The 16,826-nt window shown below is 68.6% G+C and carries 13 protein-coding genes and 2 pseudogenes; 7 read left to right on the top strand and 8 right to left on the bottom strand.

The annotated features are described in order from the left end of the window. Positions 1–196 precede the first annotated feature (196 nt). Both hemB and ABDW61_RS23615 read left to right on the top strand, forming a co-directional pair. Positions 197–1,204 (top strand): porphobilinogen synthase, encoded by a 1,008-nt coding sequence (hemB, locus tag ABDW61_RS23620; RefSeq protein WP_343642273.1) that lies wholly within the window; start codon positions 197–199, stop codon positions 1,202–1,204. Positions 1,205–1,234: 30 nt separating this feature from the next. Beyond that, positions 1,235–2,329 (top strand): magnesium transporter CorA family protein, encoded by a 1,095-nt coding sequence (locus ABDW61_RS23615; protein ID WP_343642271.1) that lies wholly within the window; start codon positions 1,235–1,237, stop codon positions 2,327–2,329. Between the two features lie 17 nt (positions 2,330–2,346). On the opposite strand, the gene ybeY is transcribed toward ABDW61_RS23615, so the two are convergent. Both ybeY and ABDW61_RS23605 read right to left on the bottom strand, forming a co-directional pair. Further along, positions 2,347–2,793: an rRNA maturation RNase YbeY gene (ybeY, locus tag ABDW61_RS23610; RefSeq protein WP_343642270.1), complete on the bottom strand. Its 447-nt coding sequence runs from the start codon at positions 2,791–2,793 to the stop codon at positions 2,347–2,349. Between the two features lie 299 nt (positions 2,794–3,092). Continuing rightward, positions 3,093–4,040, bottom strand: a pseudogene (locus ABDW61_RS23605) (PhoH family protein); the annotation flags it as partial. 92 nt (positions 4,041–4,132) lie between these two features. Between ABDW61_RS23605 and ABDW61_RS23600 the strand changes: the two are divergent. The 4 genes from ABDW61_RS23600 to ruvB all read left to right on the top strand — a co-directional run bounded on the left by ABDW61_RS23600 (position 4,133) and on the right by ruvB (position 8,209). Next, the gene (locus ABDW61_RS23600; RefSeq protein WP_343642269.1) at positions 4,133–5,614 is read left to right on the top strand and encodes an ATP-binding protein; all 1,482 of its coding nucleotides are present in this window, start codon (positions 4,133–4,135) and stop codon (positions 5,612–5,614) included. 173 nt (positions 5,615–5,787) lie between these two features. Continuing rightward, positions 5,788–6,441 (top strand): response regulator transcription factor, encoded by a 654-nt coding sequence (locus ABDW61_RS23595; protein WP_343642267.1) that lies wholly within the window; start codon positions 5,788–5,790, stop codon positions 6,439–6,441. A gap of 99 nt (positions 6,442–6,540) precedes the next feature. Beyond that, positions 6,541–7,110: a Holliday junction branch migration protein RuvA gene (ruvA, locus tag ABDW61_RS23590; protein WP_343642265.1), complete on the top strand. Its 570-nt coding sequence runs from the start codon at positions 6,541–6,543 to the stop codon at positions 7,108–7,110. A 40-nt stretch (positions 7,111–7,150) separates the two neighbouring features. Then, positions 7,151–8,209, top strand: a complete 1,059-nt coding sequence (gene ruvB, locus ABDW61_RS23585; RefSeq protein WP_343642263.1) for a Holliday junction branch migration DNA helicase RuvB — start codon at positions 7,151–7,153, stop codon at positions 8,207–8,209. A gap of 92 nt (positions 8,210–8,301) precedes the next feature. Here ruvB and ABDW61_RS23580 read toward each other — a convergent pair whose 3' ends face one another. The 6 genes and pseudogenes from ABDW61_RS23580 to ABDW61_RS23555 form a co-directional block, all read right to left on the bottom strand. Continuing rightward, positions 8,302–9,255, bottom strand: a complete 954-nt coding sequence (locus tag ABDW61_RS23580) for a porin (protein ID WP_343642261.1) — start codon at positions 9,253–9,255, stop codon at positions 8,302–8,304. A gap of 212 nt (positions 9,256–9,467) precedes the next feature. Further along, positions 9,468–10,457: pseudogene (locus tag ABDW61_RS23575) on the bottom strand (sterol desaturase family protein); the annotation flags it as partial. A 69-nt stretch (positions 10,458–10,526) separates the two neighbouring features. Next, positions 10,527–11,204 (bottom strand): histidine phosphatase family protein, encoded by a 678-nt coding sequence (locus ABDW61_RS23570; protein WP_343642259.1) that lies wholly within the window; start codon positions 11,202–11,204, stop codon positions 10,527–10,529. Continuing rightward, positions 11,205–11,558 (bottom strand): DUF1840 domain-containing protein, encoded by a 354-nt coding sequence (locus ABDW61_RS23565; RefSeq protein ID WP_343642257.1) that lies wholly within the window; start codon positions 11,556–11,558, stop codon positions 11,205–11,207. 95 nt (positions 11,559–11,653) lie between these two features. After that, a complete protein-coding gene (locus ABDW61_RS23560; RefSeq protein ID WP_343642255.1) occupies positions 11,654–13,819 on the bottom strand; it encodes an EAL domain-containing protein in 2,166 nt (721 codons plus the stop codon). Further along, a complete protein-coding gene (locus ABDW61_RS23555; RefSeq protein ID WP_343642253.1) occupies positions 13,816–15,114 on the bottom strand; it encodes a DUF3391 domain-containing protein in 1,299 nt (432 codons plus the stop codon). Before ABDW61_RS23555 ends, ABDW61_RS23560 begins: the two co-directional genes overlap by 4 nt. A gap of 201 nt (positions 15,115–15,315) precedes the next feature. On the opposite strand from ABDW61_RS23555, the gene pcaF reads away from it, so the two are divergent. Then, positions 15,316–16,515, top strand: a complete 1,200-nt coding sequence (pcaF, locus tag ABDW61_RS23550; protein ID WP_343642251.1) for a 3-oxoadipyl-CoA thiolase — start codon at positions 15,316–15,318, stop codon at positions 16,513–16,515. The last annotated feature ends 311 nt before the right edge of the window (positions 16,516–16,826 follow it).

The raw sequence follows: 16,826 nt of genomic DNA, 5'->3' as shown, positions 1-16,826 counted from the left end.
AAAACCCCGGCTTCACAGCCGGGGTCGGAAAGCCTTATCGCTGTCATCACGTTAAGGCTCCTGCTCAGGGAGGAAAAGCAGGGAATGACAACCGAGCGGCTATCATTCAAGAGCGACTTTAACAGATCTGCCGAATTTCGAAATCTACGTCTTTCCATGTAGCGGTCCCTCGAACCGGTGGAATTTCTCGGAAACCATGCAACTTCCCGCCCCCTATCCCGCCAGCCGCCCCCGTCGCCTGCGCCGCGATGCCTACACCCGGGCGCTGGTCCGCGAACACCGCCTGCACGCCAGCGATCTGATCTTCCCGGTCTTCGTCCATGAGGGAGAGAACCGCGTCGAACCCATCGCGTCGATGCCCGGCGTGTCGCGGCTGAGCCTGGACCGGCTGCTCCCCGTCGCCGAGGAATGCGTGGAACTGGGCATCCCGGTGATGGCCTTGTTCCCCGCGATCGATCCCTCGCTGAAGACGCCCGACGGCATCGAGGCGACGAATCCGGACGGCCTGATCCCGCGCGTCGTGCGCGCGCTCAAGGAGCGGGTCCCGGGCCTGGGCGTGCTGACGGACGTCGCGCTCGATCCCTACACCAGCCATGGCCAGGATGGCGTGCTCGACGAGCAGGGCTACATCCTGAACGACCGCACGGTCGAGCTGCTGCGCCAGCAGGCGCTGGTCCAAGCCCAGGCGGGCGTGGACATCGTCGCGCCCAGCGACATGATGGACGGCCGCATCGGCGCGATCCGCGCCGCGCTGGAAGCCGACAGCCACATCCACACGCGGATCATGGCCTACAGCGCCAAGTACGCGAGCGCCTTCTACGGGCCGTTCCGCGACGCGGTGGGCTCGCGCACCAACCTGGGCAAGGCCGACAAGAAGACCTATCAGATGGACCCGGGCAACGGTGACGAGTCGCTGCGCGAGGTCGGCCTGGACCTGGCCGAAGGCGCCGACATGGTCATGGTCAAGCCCGGCATGCCGTATCTGGACATCGTCCGCCGCGTGAAGGACGAGTTCCGCGTCCCCACCTTCGCCTACCAGGTCAGCGGCGAGTACGCCATGATCAAGGCCGCCGCGGCCAACGGCTGGCTGGACCACGACGCCGTGATGATGGAGGCGCTGCTGGCCTTCAAGCGCGCCGGGGCCGATGGCGTGCTGACCTACTTCGCGATGGACGCGGCACGCCTGATCAAGGCCGGCTACTGACCCGCGGCACGCCGGCTGCCCGCCCGACGCATGCGTCTGTTCCATCTCAGCGACGCGGTCTACGAGGAACTCGCCGCCCTGCCGGAGGACCTCCCGCCCGAGGGCTTCCTCTGGATCGGCTTGCCGCGCCGCGAGTTCGAGCTCCAGCTCGGCACGCTGCAGCAGCGGTTGCTGCGCTGGACCGGGGCGCAGTTGCTCGATCTGCATGTGTCGGACCTGATGAACCCGCAGCTGCCGTCCCACTTCGACTACACGAGCTGGTACGACCTGATGGTGTTCCGCCGGCTCGCGACCATGCCGGGCAGCGAGCAGTACCTGGCCGAGGACGGCCCCCGCACCGCCGCGGCCGCCAACGAGGCGCTCCAGGCGATCGACACCAGCCCGGTCGGCTTCGCCGTGTTCGACCGCGTGCTGATCACCGTGCATCCGGGCGAATGCTCGCTGCGGGACTACTTCGCGGGCAAGCTCGGCGCGCAGCAGGAGGGCCGCGACCTGCGCGGCAGCACCCGGCTGCCCAACAGCCCCGCCGAGCTGATGCTGCGCATGGTCAACCACATGGTCGACAGCTACCTGGACCTGCGCCGGCTGCTGACCCGCCAGCTCACCACGCTGCAGGGTCTGCTGCTGGACCGGCGCGGCCACTTCCGCGACTGGCAGGTCGTGCTGCACGCCCGTGACACGCTCTCGCGCCTGGAGGACCTGTGCGAGGACCAGCGCAGTGCGGTGCAGGAGTGGATCGACGCGCTGGGCGAATGGCCGGCCGGCGACGCGCGCGCGGAGCGCGAGCGCGAGCTGCTCCGCGTGCGCTCGCGCGACGTGCTCGAGCATGTGGAGCGCGTGCTGACGCATGTGCGGCGGCTCGAGACCTCGGCCGAGACCTCGGTGCAGATGCACTTCTCGCTCACCGGCGAGCGCACCAACAACATCATGCGCACGCTGACGGTGCTCACGGCGATCTTCCTGCCGCTGAACCTGATCACCGGCATCTTCGGCATGAACTTCGACACCCTGCCGCTGATCCACCGCGCGACCGGCTTCTGGATCGCCGTCGCCGTGATGGGCGTCACCGCGATCGCGCTCGGCGCCTTCTTCTGGCGCAAGCGCTACCTCGGGACGCAGCAGTAGCGCCCGGGGCGGCGGCCTCAGCGCTTGGCGTAGGGATCGGCGAAGCCCAGGCCGAGCATGATCTCCGTCTCGCGCGCTTCCATGCACTCGGCCTCGTCGTCTTCCTCGTGGTCATAGCCCTGCGCGTGCAGCGTGCCATGGACCAGCATGTGCGCGTAATGCGCCGTGAGGTCCAGGCCCATTTCCCTGGCCTCGCGCTCGACGACCTCGGCGCAGATCACCAGGTCCGCCGCGACCACCGGCTCGTGCGCGTAGTCGAAGGTCAGCACGTTGGTCGCGTAATCCTTCGAGCGGTACTCGCGGTTGAGCGCCTGGCCCTCCTGCGCGTCGACGATGCGCACGGTGATCTCGCCCGGCAGCTCGAGCGCCGCGCGCATCCAGCGGATGACCTTGTGACGCGGCAGTTGCGCCTTGTGGCGGGGGTCGGCGAATTGCAGCGACAGGCTCAGTTCGGGACGGCTCATCGGGCGGCTCCCTTGCGAGCCGGCTTCTTCGCCGCGGGTTTCTTGACGGCAGGCTTCTTCACGGCAGGCTTCTTCGCGGCAGGCGCCTTGGCGGCGCTCTTCCTGGCCACCGCACGCTTTGCGGCTGGCTTCTTCGCGGCGGGCTTCGCGGGCGCCGTCGCGGGTTCGTCGTCGAAGCGGGTGGACGCCTCGCGCAACTGGATCGCGCGCAGGCGGCGCTCCTCGCGCTCTTCAGCGAAGCGGGCCTCGCGCTCCTGCTGCTCGCGGGCTTCCTCGCGCGCCGCCACTTCCGCGCGATCCTCGTAGGCCTGCACGATGCGGGCCACCAGCGGATGCCGCACGACGTCGGTCCGGTTGAAGCGGGTGATCGCGATGCCCTCGACGCCGTCCAGCACCTGCTCCGCATCGACCAGCCCGCTGTGCATGCCGCGCGGCAGGTCGATCTGGCTGGTGTCGCCGGTCACCACGCACTTGCTGCCGAAGCCGATGCGCGTCAGGAACATCTTCATCTGCTCGGGCGTCGTGTTCTGCGCCTCGTCGAGGATCACGAACGCGTGATTCAGCGTCCGGCCCCGCATGAAGGCCAGCGGCGCGATCTCCAGTTGACCCTTCTCGAAGGCCTTGGTGACGCGATCGAAGCCCATCAGGTCATAGAGCGCGTCGTACAGCGGCCGCAGGTAGGGATCGACCTTCTGCGTCAGGTCGCCGGGCAGGAAGCCCAGCCGCTCGCCGGCCTCGACCGCGGGCCGCGTCAGGATGATGCGTTGCACCGTCGAGCGCTCCAGCGCGTCCACCGCGCAGGCCACCGCCAGGAAGGTCTTGCCGGTGCCGGCCGGACCGATGCCGAAGCTGATGTCATGCGACAGGATGCGCCGCAGGTAGTGATGCTGGTTGGGCGTGCGCCCCGCCAGATCCGCGCGGCGGGTCCGCAGCACGACGTTGTCGCCGTCCGGGTCCTGCGCGCCGGCGCCAGCGGCTGGCGCGGTGACATCGTTGGCCGCTTCGACGATCGCCAGCCGCAGGCTCTCGCCGGGGATGGCGCGGTCGGCGCGCGCGTAGAGCGTCTCCAGCAGCGTCACCGTCCGCTGCGCGGCGGCGCGATCGCCCTCGACATTGAAATGCTCGGCGCGATGGGTGATGCGCACGGGGAGTGCCGCCTCGATCTGGCGGAGGTGCTCGTCCAGGGGGCCGCACAGGTGCGACAGACGCCGGTTGTCGGCGGGGGTGAAGGCGTGGCGCAGGTTCAAAGCGGCGCGGGCTCCGTATTCAGGGGGGTTGAGGGCGGTATTGTGGCGCGCCGGTGCGCCGCGTGCCTGTCCCGCCTGCACAATCGCCCCCCATGCAGCGGACCACAGAACAACAGGGGAGCACGGCCGGCCGCGACGAGACCGCGCACGGACGGGGAGGCCGATCCCGGCGTGCCGCGACCGGTATCGCCGTGACGCTGTCGTTGGCCGTTCCGGTGTGCCTGGCGCAGGTGGCCGACGCGGCGACCGGGAACAGCGCCGGTGCCGCTCCCGGCACCTTCGCCGCGGTCTGGGCCCGGCTGGCGCCGCTGCTGGCCTATGGGCTCCAGTCGGCGCTGGTGCTGATGGCCTTCGTGCTGGGACTGCTGATCTGGCAGCGCCGCGCGCAACGCCACATCGGCTGGCTGCTGGCGCTGATGCCAGGCTGGATCCTCATGGTGGGGCTGGCGCCGCTGGCGCCCTGGCCATCGGCGATCGCCGTGATCCTCGCCCCCTGGATGCTCTGGTGCGCGGTGCACTACCTGATGCGGCGCATGCGCCGCCGCGACCGGCGCCTGCATCGCCTGCTGATCGCGCAGGCACTGCTCTTTCCCGCCGCCCTGCTGCTTCCGATACCGGCGGCGCGCGTCGCCGCCTTCGCGCTCTGGTGGCTGGGCGCCGAGTTGTTGATCGTGATGGGCTGGCATCTGTGGCAACGGTGGCAGGACATGTTCCTGCCCACCCTGGAGGAGCGTTATCCGCCCTCCGATTTCGTCATCAGCTGCGTGCTGATCGGCTTCGGCGCGCTGGCGGTCGTGTCCGCCTGGGCCCTGCCCGGCAGCGGGCTGGCCGGCATCCTGGGGCCGCTGTCGCTGATCGGGTTGGGGCTGCAGCGCGTGCGCGAGTTCGCCCGCGCGCTGACGCAATCGGAGCTGGCCGTGCTGCAAGGCGAGCTGCGGCTGCAGGAACGCATCGCCGAACTCGAACGCCACTTCGACCAGGTCGCCGAGGCCAAGCTGGAGCAGGTCACCGAGCGCGAGCGCAAGCGCATTGCCGCCGACCTGCACGACGACCTCGGCGCCAAGCTGCTGACCATCGTCCACACCAGCGAATCGGACCGGATCTCGACACTTGCGCGCGAGGCGCTCGAAGAGATGCGCCTGTCGGTGCGCGGCCTGACCGGCAAGCCGGTCCAATTGCTGGACGCGCTCGGCGACTGGCGCGCGGAGGTCGTCTCCCGGCTGGCGCAGGCCAACATCCTGGCCGAATGGAAATCCCCCGCGGAGGACATCGAGCACACCTTCCCCGCCCGCGCCTATGTCCAGACCACGCGCATCCTGCGCGAATCGGTCAGCAACATCATCAAGCACAGCGGCGCCACCCATTGCGTCATCAGCTGCTCGGCGCAGGACGGCTACTTCTCGGTGGTGATCCAGGACAACGGTCAGGGCATCCCGCTCGAACTCGAGGGTCGCCTGGACAAGGGACATGGCATGGCCAGCATGAAGGCGCGCGCCAAGCAGATGCATGGCCAGTGCCTGGTCGAGTCCGGCCCCGGCTGGGGCACCGTCATCCGGCTGACGATCCCGCTCTGATCGCGCCTGGCGCCGCACGGGCCGCCGCGATCGGGGCCGCGGCGTGATCCATTGCCGCCGGCGCCACACTCGGGCGTTGATCGGGATGGTCAGCCCGGCGAGAAAGCCGTACCGTTGCAAACACCCGCCAGCATCCCGGCGGGTGTCGCTTTCCTGAGCAAGAATCCCGCGCCATGAACCACATCCTGCTCCTCGAAGACATTCCCGAAATCCGCGCCTGGCTCAAGGTGCTGGTGAAGCAGGTCTTCGCCAACGCGGTCGTCACCGAATGCTCGCGAGTGCAGGATGCGCTACAGCAGGTGAGCAGCCAGCGCTTCACGCTGGCGCTGCTCGACCTGGGCCTGCCGGACGGCTCTGGCGTCGAAGTGATCTCCGCGCTGCGCGAGAAGCAGCCCGAAGTCCAATCCGTCATCGTCACCATCCACGACGACGACGAACACCTCTTCCCCGCGCTGCAGGCCGGCGCCTTCGGCTATCTGCTCAAGGAGCAGTCGCGCGAACTGCTGGTCGAGCAGCTGCAGCGCATCAGCCAGGGCGAGCCGCCGCTGTCGCCGTCGATCGCCCGCAAGGTCATCGCCTACTTCACCTCGCAGCGCCGGCCGCAGGCCGCGCAGGTGCTGCATGAGGTTTCCCTGACCGACCGCGAAACCGAGGTCCTGCTGCGTGTCGCCAAGGGCTTCACGCTGCCGGAGATCGGCGTGCAGCTGGGCTTGTCGCGCCACACCATCGCCGACTACGTCAAGCAGATCTACCGCAAGCTCAATGTGAGCTCGCGCGCCGAGGCCGCGCTGGAGGCGCAGCGTCTGGGCCTGTTCGGGCGCAACTGAGCCACGCCACCGGCGACTGCCGCCGGCCTCGGGAAAATACTGGACGGATATCCAGCAAATCGCCATCGAATGCCCGGCGAACGCGGATAATCCCCGCCCATGATCGGCAAGCTCACCGGCGTCATCGCGGAAAAATCGCCTCCGCAGGTCCTCATCGACGTGCAAGGCGTCGGCTACGAAGTCGACGTGCCGATGAGCACCTTCTTCAACCTGCCTGGCCTGGGCGAACGCGCCTCGCTGCTGACCCACCTGAGCATCCGCGAGGACGCGCACGTGCTCTTCGGCTTCCTGACCCCCGAGGAGCGCAACACCTTCCGCCTGCTGATCAAGATCAGCGGCGTCGGGCCGAAGATGGCACTGTCGCTGCTCTCTGGCATGTCGGTGGGCGACCTGGCGCAGGCAATCTCCAAGCAGGAGGCGGGCCGGCTGGTGAAAGTGCCGGGTATCGGCAAGAAGACCGCCGAACGGCTGCTGCTGGAACTCAAGGGCAAGCTGAGCCCGGACCTGTCGCTCCCTGTGTCGGTCGCCAACGACGCGCAGGCGGACATCCTGCAGGCGCTGGTCGCGCTGGGCTACAGCGAGAAGGAAGCCGGCGCCGCGCTGAAGACGCTGCCAGCGGACATCGGCGTCAGCGAAGGCATCAAGCTGGCGATGAAGCACCTGTCATGATCGGCCGACCCGCGACGTCCGCCCCGCCCCACCCCGCGCCATGAGCATCCAGACCGACGACTTCACGCCCGCGCCCCAGCAGGCGCGCCTGATCAGCGCGCACCCGGCCTCGCCGAACGAGGACGCGATCGAGCGCGCGTTGCGGCCCAAGCTGCTCGACGAATATGTGGGCCAGGCCAAGGCGCGCGAGCAGTTGGAGATCTTCATCGGCGCCGCGAAGAAGCGGCGCGAGGCCCTTGACCACGTGCTGCTGTTCGGCCCGCCGGGGCTGGGCAAGACGACGCTGAGCCACATCGTCGCCGCCGAACTGGGCGTGAACCTGCGCCAGACCAGCGGGCCGGTGCTCGAGAAGCCCAAGGATCTCGCAGCGATATTGACCAACCTCGAGCGCAACGACGTGCTGTTCATCGACGAGATCCATCGGCTGTCGCCGGTCGTCGAGGAAATCCTGTATCCGGCGCTGGAGGACTACCAGATCGACATCATGATCGGCGAGGGGCCTGCGGCGCGTTCGATCAAACTGGACCTGCAGCCCTTCACGCTGGTGGGCGCGACCACGCGCGCCGGCATGCTGACCAATCCGCTGCGCGACCGCTTCGGCATCGTCGCGCGGCTGGAGTTCTACACCGCCGAGGAGCTGCAGCGCATCGTGACGCGCTCGGCGTCGCTGCTGGGCGCGGCGATCGAGCCGGCCGGCGCCCTGGAAGTGGCGCGGCGTTCGCGCGGCACGCCGCGGATCGCGAACCGGCTGCTGCGCCGCGTGCGCGACTACGCCGAGGTCAAGGCCGACGGCACCATCACCCGCGCGATCGCGGAAAAGGCACTGGCCATGCTGGACGTCGATCCGCTTGGATTCGACCTGATGGACCGCAAGCTGCTCGAGGCGGTGGTGCACCGCTTCGATGGCGGGCCGGTGGGCTTGGACAACGTCGCTGCCGCCATCGGCGAGGAGCCCGGCACCATCGAGGACGTCATCGAGCCCTACCTGATTCAGCAGGGCTTTCTGCAGCGCACCCCGCGCGGCCGGATCGCGACGCTCGCAGCCTACCGCCACCTGGGCGTCGCACCGCCCAAGCAGGCCGGGCAGCTCTTCGACTGAAGAGCTGCTCAGCTGAAGGCGCGCCATCGGCGGCGCGGCCCCAATGAAAAAAGGCGCTCCGAGGAGCGCCTTTCCGCTGGTTGATCCGAAGATCAGAAGTTGTGGCGGACACCCACAGCGAACGAGCTCAGGTCGTCCACCTTGTTGGGGGTGTTCGCGTCCACGGCCGTGTAGAACGCGTAGACCTTGGTGCGCTTGCTCAGGTTGTAGTTGTAGGCCACGGTGTACTGCTTGCCACCGTTACGGCCATTGTTGAACGAGTAGGCGCCCGCCTTGGTGCCGCCGACGTTCAGGTGGAATTCCGACTGGCCCATCGTGTACATCACAGCGGCGCGGCCGATCCAGCGGCTGTCCTTGGCGCCCGGCGATTGCGGGGTGCCCGACTCTTCACGCTGCGCGTAGCCGCCGAAGGTGAACGCGCCCAGTTCGTACAGGCCGCGGATCGCGTACTGCTTGGCCGAACCTTGCTTGCTGTAGCCAGCGCCCAGGTGCATCGGGCCCTGGTCGTAGTTCAGCGCGACGTCGTAACCGCGCGGATCGACGCCTTCACCGGCGTGGACGGCGAACTCGCCGTTGAAGCCGTTGACGTTCGGGGTGAAGTAGCCGACCTTGTTGGTCTGCGTGAAGCCGGCGCCCGAGTACAGCTTGTCTTCCGACGTGCCGGTGTCGTGGTTGTGCATCGACACGTAGTCGGCGGTGGCGTAGTACGAACCGGGGGTCCAGCGGCCCAGACGGACCGCACCGAAATCGCCCGACAGCTGCACGCTGGCTTCACGATTCCAGAACGCCGAGTTGGTCTGACGGCCGTCGTCCGAGTTCAGGCCGTGCTCCAGCGCGAAGCTGGCCTTCAGGCCGCCGCCCAGGTCTTCGGTGCCCTTGAAGCCCAGACGGGAGTTGTTGTTGATCACCGAGGCGACGCGGTCGTTGTCGCCGCGCTTGATGCTTTCCACCGAGGTGTTGATGCGGCCCCAAAGCGTGACGGAGCTTTGCGCGAACGCCGGGACGGAGAGAGCCGCGATGGCCGCAGCGAATGCAATCTTTTTCATACCCACCTTCATCAGTTGGAGGTTTCAGCCGGTCTGGCTCAATGGCTTTACTGCAAGGTGTGCGGAGTATAGAAGTGCGTTGCACGCACCCATCACGCCCGACGCGAAATTGCAACAGTTCCCCGTTAGGGGTGTTCCTGAGTGACGCGAGGCGTCAGAAGCCGGGCCGTCAAGACCTGCCCCGCCAGCAGCCCCGCCAGCACGGCGACCTGCGCCAGCGGGCCCAGCCGATGCGCGTTCCACAGGAACAGCGCGACACCACCGAGCAGCGCGATGAAGGCCACGGCGGCGGCGCCGGCGTGCGAGGACGGAACCTCGGGGTCGAACAGCGGCCGCTGGAACGGGTCGTAGCCGGGCGCGATGCGCGCGCCGATGCCCGGTTCCCAGTGCGCGGGCTCCCACCAAAGGCGCAGCTTGTCCCGCCAGCGCGGCGTGCGCCGGCTCTTGGCCAGCAGCCGCGCATAGACCTGCACGTTGGCGGTCCAGGGGTTCCAGCTTCGCAAGGCGTCGCGGGTGCCGTAGACGCATCGCTCCTCATCCAGCTCTTCCTGGAAGCTGCCGAACATTCGATCCCAGATCACGAGGATTCCGCCGTAGTTGCGATCGAGATAGCGGTCGTTGACAGCATGATGCACACGGTGGTTCGACGGCGAGCAGAACCAGCGATCAAACCATCCCAGCTTGCCGATCTGCTGCGTATGGACCCAGAACTGATACAGCAGGTCCACCAGCGCGACCACGGCATAGACCAGCGGCGGGAAACCCAGGAGGGCCATCGGCATGTAGAAGATCCAGCCGGCCAGCCAGCCGCTGCCGGTCTGCCGCAGCGCGGTGGACAGGTTGTAGTCCTCGCTCTGGTGGTGAACCGCGTGAGCGGCCCAGAGCAGCGCCGTCGTGTGGCCAAGACGGTGATGCCAGTAGTAGAGGAAGTCGTAGAGCAGCAGGCCGCTCAGCCACACCCACCAGGCGCCAGCGTCAAGCCGCGTCAGCGCCGCGCGCTCGAAGACCCAGGTGTAGAGGCCCAGCGTGAACAGCTTGGTCAGCACGCCCACCACCTGGCTGAGCATGCCCAGTGCGATGCTGCTGATCGCATCGTTGAGCCGGTAGGTATTGCGGCCGCGGCGCACGCCGACCCAGTACTCCAGCCCGATCAGGGCGAAGAACACGGGCGTGGCCAGCACGATGATCTGTGCGTCGGTCATGGTCTCCTCGACGGGCGCTCGATGCGGCGCCTCTTTCGATGCCGGCGGCTTGCGGCCGCCTTTCCAGGGTCAGGCCTTGAGCGCCTGCGGCGTGGCGGGGATGAATCCCGGCACGCCTGGGTCGTCGAGCGTCAGGCCCTGCAGGTGCTGGTCGTCGTTCCAGCCCACCAGCGTGAAGCCCTGCGGCGAATGCAGCAGCCGGTTGACGCTGGCATTGCCCAGCACCCAGCTCCGGGGCGCCTGCAGGTCGATCCGGGTCGCGACGCGGTACAGGCAGTCCAGCACGCCGCCGTGCGCGACCACCGCGATGGTCTGGCCGGCATGCCGAGCCGCCAGCTCCGACACGACGGCGGTGACCCGCGCGTCGAGCATCGTCAGGCTCTCGCCGCCAGGCGGCTGGAAATCGGGATCGCGGCGGCGCCAGCGCAGCGCGTCCTCGGGGAAGGTGGCCTCGATCTCGGTCCAGAGCCTGCCCTCGTGGACGCCGAACGCGCGCTCGCGCAGCCGCTCGTCCAGGCGAACCTCCAGGCCGTGCGGCCTGGCCAGATGGCGCGCGGTGACCGCCGCGCGGTCGAGGTCGCTCGAATAGACCGCATCGATGGCCTGATCGGCCAGCGCCTCACCGAGGCGCCGCGCCTGCCTCAGCCCGAGTTCGTTGAGCGGCAGGTTCAGGTGGCCTTGCAACCGGCCTTCGCGGTTCCAGGCGGTCTCGCCGTGCCGGATCGCCAGGATCAGGGTGGACTCCACTCAGACGCCCCAGACCACGTCGGTGCCCGCGGCCTGCGCGGCGCGCATCAGCTCGAGCAGCGGCCACAGGCGCTGGCGGAGCATGACCTCCGGCTTGGGCGGTGGCTTGCGGCCCTCGGCCTGAGCTTCCTCGGCGGCGCGCTCGTGCGCCTGCTGCTCCTGGGCGATGGCCGCCTCGCCCCGCGCGATCAGCCCGGGCAGGTCGGCCGACTGGAAGATGCCCTGCGGCGACGCGCTCCGGCCCAGCGCCTCGAGCGCCCGGTCACCGTGAGCGGCCAGCATGATCACGTCCGCACCGGCCTTCGACTTGAACTTGTACAGCACGCTTGTCTCCCGGCCGTTGACGGCGGCCATCGGCGCATTGTGCCGCCCTCACGCGCGTGTCTGTGGAGAGGTCTCCCGACCCCGCTCAGGGTCGGACCGGATTCCCGCCGCTGTCGCGCCGGCGCTCAGCCGCCGCGCAGCAGATGCACCGAGGCCCGCGCCGGACGCGGCGCCGCGCGTTGGGCGATTGCTGCCTTCGCGGCCTCGGCCTGCGCCGTGATCTGGGCGTGGCGCTCCTCGAAGGCACGCGTCTCCAGCGCCGGCGCGCACAGGAAACCCTGGTACTCATGGCAGCCGCAGCGAGCCAGAAACTCGCGCTGGGCCTCGGTCTCGACGCCCTCGGCGATCACCTTCAGATTCAGCGCGCGACCCATCTGGATGATCGCGTTGACGATGCCCGCGTCGCTGGCATCGCCGGGCAGCCCCTTGACGAAGCTGCGGTCGATCTTCAGACGCTGGATGGGGAAGCGCTTCAGGTAGCCAAGGCTGGAATAGCCCGTGCCGAAGTCGTCGATCGCCATCAGCACGCCAAGTTCGGACAAGGCCTGCATCCGGTGCAGCGCCTCCTCGGCGTCGCGCAGCAGCACGGACTCGGTGAGTTCCAGCTCCAGCAGCGACGGCGGCAGGTCATAGGTGCGCAGCGCCTGCGCGACCTGTTCGACGAACTGGGTCTGCTGGAACTGCAGCGCCGACACATTGACCGCCACCGGCACGCGCAGCCCCTGCTGAAGCCATGCGGCGGCCTGCGCCACGGCCTGCTGCAGCACCCATTGGCCGATCGCGACGATGAAGCCGCTCTCCTCGGCCACCGGGATGAACTCGGACGGCGGCACGTCGCCGCGCAGCGGATCGCGCCAGCGGATCAGGGCTTCGGCGCCGATCAGCTCACCGGTCTCGAGCGCGACCTGCGGCTGGAAGTGCAGGCGGAACTCCCGTTCCTGCAAGGCCTGACGCATCGCATGGTCGAGCCGCATGCGCGACAGCAGGTCCACGTCCTTGCGCGGCTGGTGGAAGCGGAATGCGCCGCGGCCGCTCTCCTTGACCCAGTGCATCGCGCGCTCGGCGCTGGCGAGCAGCGCCTCGGCGCCCGCGCCGTCGCCCGGGAACAGCGCGATGCCGGTGCTGCAGGTGACGGTGAAGCTGAGCGTGTCGAAGCAGAACGGCCGCGACATCGCCTCCTGAACGCGCCGCGCGGCGTGCTCGGCGCCCCGCGCGTCGGCCTGATGGATCAGCAGCGCGAACTCGTCGCCATCCAGACGCGCGACGGTATCGACCTCGCGCAGCGATTCCTTCAGGCGCAGCGCGACTTCCTTCAGCACGCGGTCCCCGTACGAATGACCCAGCGTGTCGTTGATCTGCTTGAAGCGGTCGAGGTCGACGTTGAGCAGCGCGAAGGGCGTGGTCTCGCGGCGCGCCATGGCCTGCGCGTAGTCGACGCGCTCCATCAGCGCACGGCGGTTCGGCAGCCCGGTGAGCATGTCGTTGTGCGACAGCTCCTCGATGCGCTGGTGCGCGGCGAGCTTCTCGCTGAGGTCACGGAACGAGTACACGCGGCCGATCGGCCGTCCGCGGCTCCACTGCGGCAGTGACACGCGCTCGAGCACGCGGCCGTCGATCAGCTTGAGGTGGTCGCTGGTGTGCAGCAGCGGCGACTCCTGGATCGCGCCGAGCCGCATCGCGTAGGCGGCGCCATCGACGACGCTGCGCCGCATCCAGGCCTGCACGGCCTCGTCGTTGCGCTCGTTGAGCAGGTCCTCGGGGATGCCCCACAGCGAAGCGAGCCGCTGATTGAAGCTGCGGATGCGGCCCGCCAGGTCCGTGACGAGGATGCCGTCGGCGGTCGATTCGAGCGTCGCGCGGAGCTCGGCGAGCAGCGTCTCGCGTTCCTCGTCGTGCTGGCGCTGCTGGGTCTGGTCGCGCATCGCGACCAGCCACAGCCCATCTCCCTGCGGCTGCGAGACATGGCTGATGCGGCGCGACACCCAGAGCATCCGGCCATCGGCGTGCCGCATCATCGTGTCGCTGTGCAGGCTTTCGCGGCGGCCGATCGCGGCGTCCATCCAGAACAGCGCGTCCTCGGGCGTCGAGGCCAGCGATTCGATGCTCGCGCCCACCAGTTCCTTCGCCGGGAGGCCGAGCAGCTGCAGCGAGGCCGCGTTCACCGCCACGACGCAATGGGTGCGGGCGTCGACCAGCCACACCGCCTCCTGCAGCCCGTCGATCAGCGGCAGGAAAGCGGTGTTGAACGCCGCGGGCGGCGCGGCGGCGACTCGGGCGGCCGGGAAGCTCATGCGGCCATCTCTCCGGGCGGCGGTGGCGGCGCCGACATCGGACCGGCCGACTCGAAGAAATAGGCGATGCGGCTGCGCGGGCTCAGGTAGTCCAGCGAGGCGCGCGGCAGTTGCTGCGGCTTCACGCTGCGGCGGATGCCCAGGTCGGGCAGCTCTTCCAGATTCAGCACCAGCGCTTCGTCGCGCGGCACTTTGGGATCGTGAACCATGACCTTGGGCTTGAGCGGACGCGACGAGTTGACGGCCACGACCAGCGCATAGCGGTCGTCGGTCAACTGGACCGCGGAGCCCGGCGGGTACACGCCCATCATGCGGATGAACGCGTTGAGCATGGTCGCGTCGAAGCGGCTGCGGCCCTGCGCGAACATCAGCGACAGCGCCTCGTGGGGCGTCATCGCCTTGGAGCTCAACAGCGGATTGCACAGGCCGTCGAAGCGGTTGACCAGGGCCACGATGCGCGCGCCGATGCTCATGCGATCGGCGTTCAGGCGCTGCGGGAAACCGCTGCCGTCGGCGTGTTCGTGGTGCTGCGCGATGATCAGCAGCGGACCGGCGCCGATGCCCATCTTCTGTCCCCACATCACGCCCTTGGCGACGTGCTGCTGGTAGGCGGCGACCTCGGCCGCGGTGAAGCTGTCATCGCGATGACGGAAGCGGGGCGTGAGCTCCATCTTGCCGATGTCGTGCAGCAGGGCGCCCTGGCCGAGATCGAGCATCTCGTCGCGGCCCAGCCCGAAGGCGCGGCCCAGCAGCAGCGCGATCACCGCCACGTTCAGCGCATGCGCGGTGCCCCGGTCGCCGGCGCCCTCATTGAGCAGACGGATGTTGATGTCGCCCTCGACCAGCATCTTGTCGAGCAAGGCGCGGGACAGCGCGGAGGATCGATCACGCGCGTCCGCCGGATCGCGGGGCACGAGGTCGATCAGGTCGCGCAGCGCGGTCGCGGCTTCGGCGTACTGGCGCTCGCACAGCAGCAGCGCCTCGCGCTGCGCGGCCAGTTGGCGGCGATGGAGCTCCCGGGCGTCGTCTTCGGCGCCATGGGATTCGGCGACCACCGCCGGCGCGGGCACGGGCGACGGCATCGGCGTCGCCTCCAACGGCAGGTCGCTCTTGCCGGGGCTCCAGCGCACCTGCTTGAGCCCCAGCCGGCGCAGGATCAGCAACTGCTCTTCCGAGCTCAGCTTGAAGCTGCTGAGCGGAAACGGATGTGACATCCAGCCGAGGTCGAGATGGATGAACATCCCGACTTTCAGCTGGTTCACATCGATGAGCGGATCGGCCGATCTGTCCTTCATTCTGGTGGTTCCGCGCCCGGGTTCAGGCGCCCTCGTCCTGCAGCTTCGGCTGCCTTGGGGCGCAACTTAAATGAAAAGCGGGTCAGCCGCGCGGCTTCCCGCATGATCCCGGCGCCGCCGTGCAACTTGTCACAGGTTTTTCCTGGGGGCCCCTATGATCCCCCGGAACCGCCATTCTCATAAATATTCAGGAGACTTTGCATGCACGCGTTCGTTTGCGACGCCCAGCGCACACCGTTCGGGCGTTACGGCGGGGCCCTCTCGGCTGTCCGCGCGGATGATCTGGGCGCCGTCCCGATCCAGGCCTTGATGGCGCGCCATCCCGCGCTGGATTGGGAAGCGCTGGATGACGTGTTCTATGGCTGCGCGAACCAGGCGGGCGAGGACAACCGCAACGTGGCGCGCATGTCGGCGCTGCTGGCCGGACTCCCGATCGACGTGCCGGGCGTGACGCTGAACCGCTTGTGCGGCTCGGGGATGGATGCGGTCGGCAGCGCCGCCCGCGCGATCCGCGCCGGCGAAGCGCAGTTGCTGATCGCCGGTGGCGTCGAGAGCATGAGCCGCGCCCCGTTCGTCATGCCCAAGGCCGAATCGGCGTTCTCGCGCGCGAACGCGATCTACGACACCACGATCGGCTGGCGCTTCGTCAATGCGGCGATGAAGGCGCGGTATGGCGTCGATTCGATGCCGGAGACGGCCGAGAACGTCGCCACCGATTTCGGCATCGAGCGCGAGGCCCAGGACCGCATGGCGCTGGCCAGCCAGACCAAGGCGCTGGCGGCCCAGCGCAGCGGCTTCTTCGACGCCGAGATCTGCCCGGTCACCATTGCGCAGAAGAAGGGCGACGCGGTCATCGTGCGCCAGGACGAGCATCCGCGCGAGACCAGCCTGGAGGCGCTGGCCAGGCTCAAGGGCGTCGTCCGACCGGACGGTAGCGTGACCGCGGGTAACGCGTCCGGTGTCAACGACGGCAGTTGCGCGCTGCTGATGGCCAGCGAATCGGCGATCGCCCGCCACGGCCTGACGCCGCGGGCCCGCGTGCTGGGCATGGCCACGGCCGGTGTGGCGCCGCGCATCATGGGGATCGGCCCTGCGCCGGCCAGCCGCAAGGTGCTGGCGCAGGTCGGCCTGACGCTGGATCAGATGGACGTCATCGAGCTCAACGAAGCTTTCGCGGCCCAGGGACTGGCCGTGCTGCGCGACCTCGGCCTGCGTGACGACGATCCGCGCGTGAACCCGAACGGCGGCGCCATCGCGCTCGGACATCCGCTGGGCGCGAGCGGCGCCCGCCTGGTCACCACGGCGATCAACCAGCTTCACCGCATCAACGGCCGCTACGCGCTCTGCACGATGTGCATCGGCGTCGGCCAGGGCATTGCGCTCGTCATCGAGCGCGTCTGAACGGCTCGCCGCGCGCCAGCAGGCGCGCGGCCGATCCGGCTTCAATAGTCTGACAATTTCCATCCATCCCGCTGGGCGGGCGGATGTTGTACGACCTCATCCTGGTGCAGCGCGGCCTCGCCCAGCGTCCGTCCATCCATATCCAACGGTTTGGGGCGATTAAAAAATAGTCATGGGCGCCCGTAGGACTACGCAGGCGCCAATCGCACAGGGCGTGGGATACTGAACAAGTTTGATGGCGCATACCGCTCATATATGTAGGGTGTGCGGCGACAAGCATGATGTCTGACTATTGACGACCCGCTTAGCGT

This window comes from Roseateles sp., from assembly GCF_039595595.1.
Classification (GTDB): Bacteria; Pseudomonadota; Gammaproteobacteria; order Burkholderiales; family Burkholderiaceae_C; genus Roseateles.
Note: the sequence above shows the minus strand (reverse complement) of the source record. Positions and strands in the feature narration are given on the sequence as shown.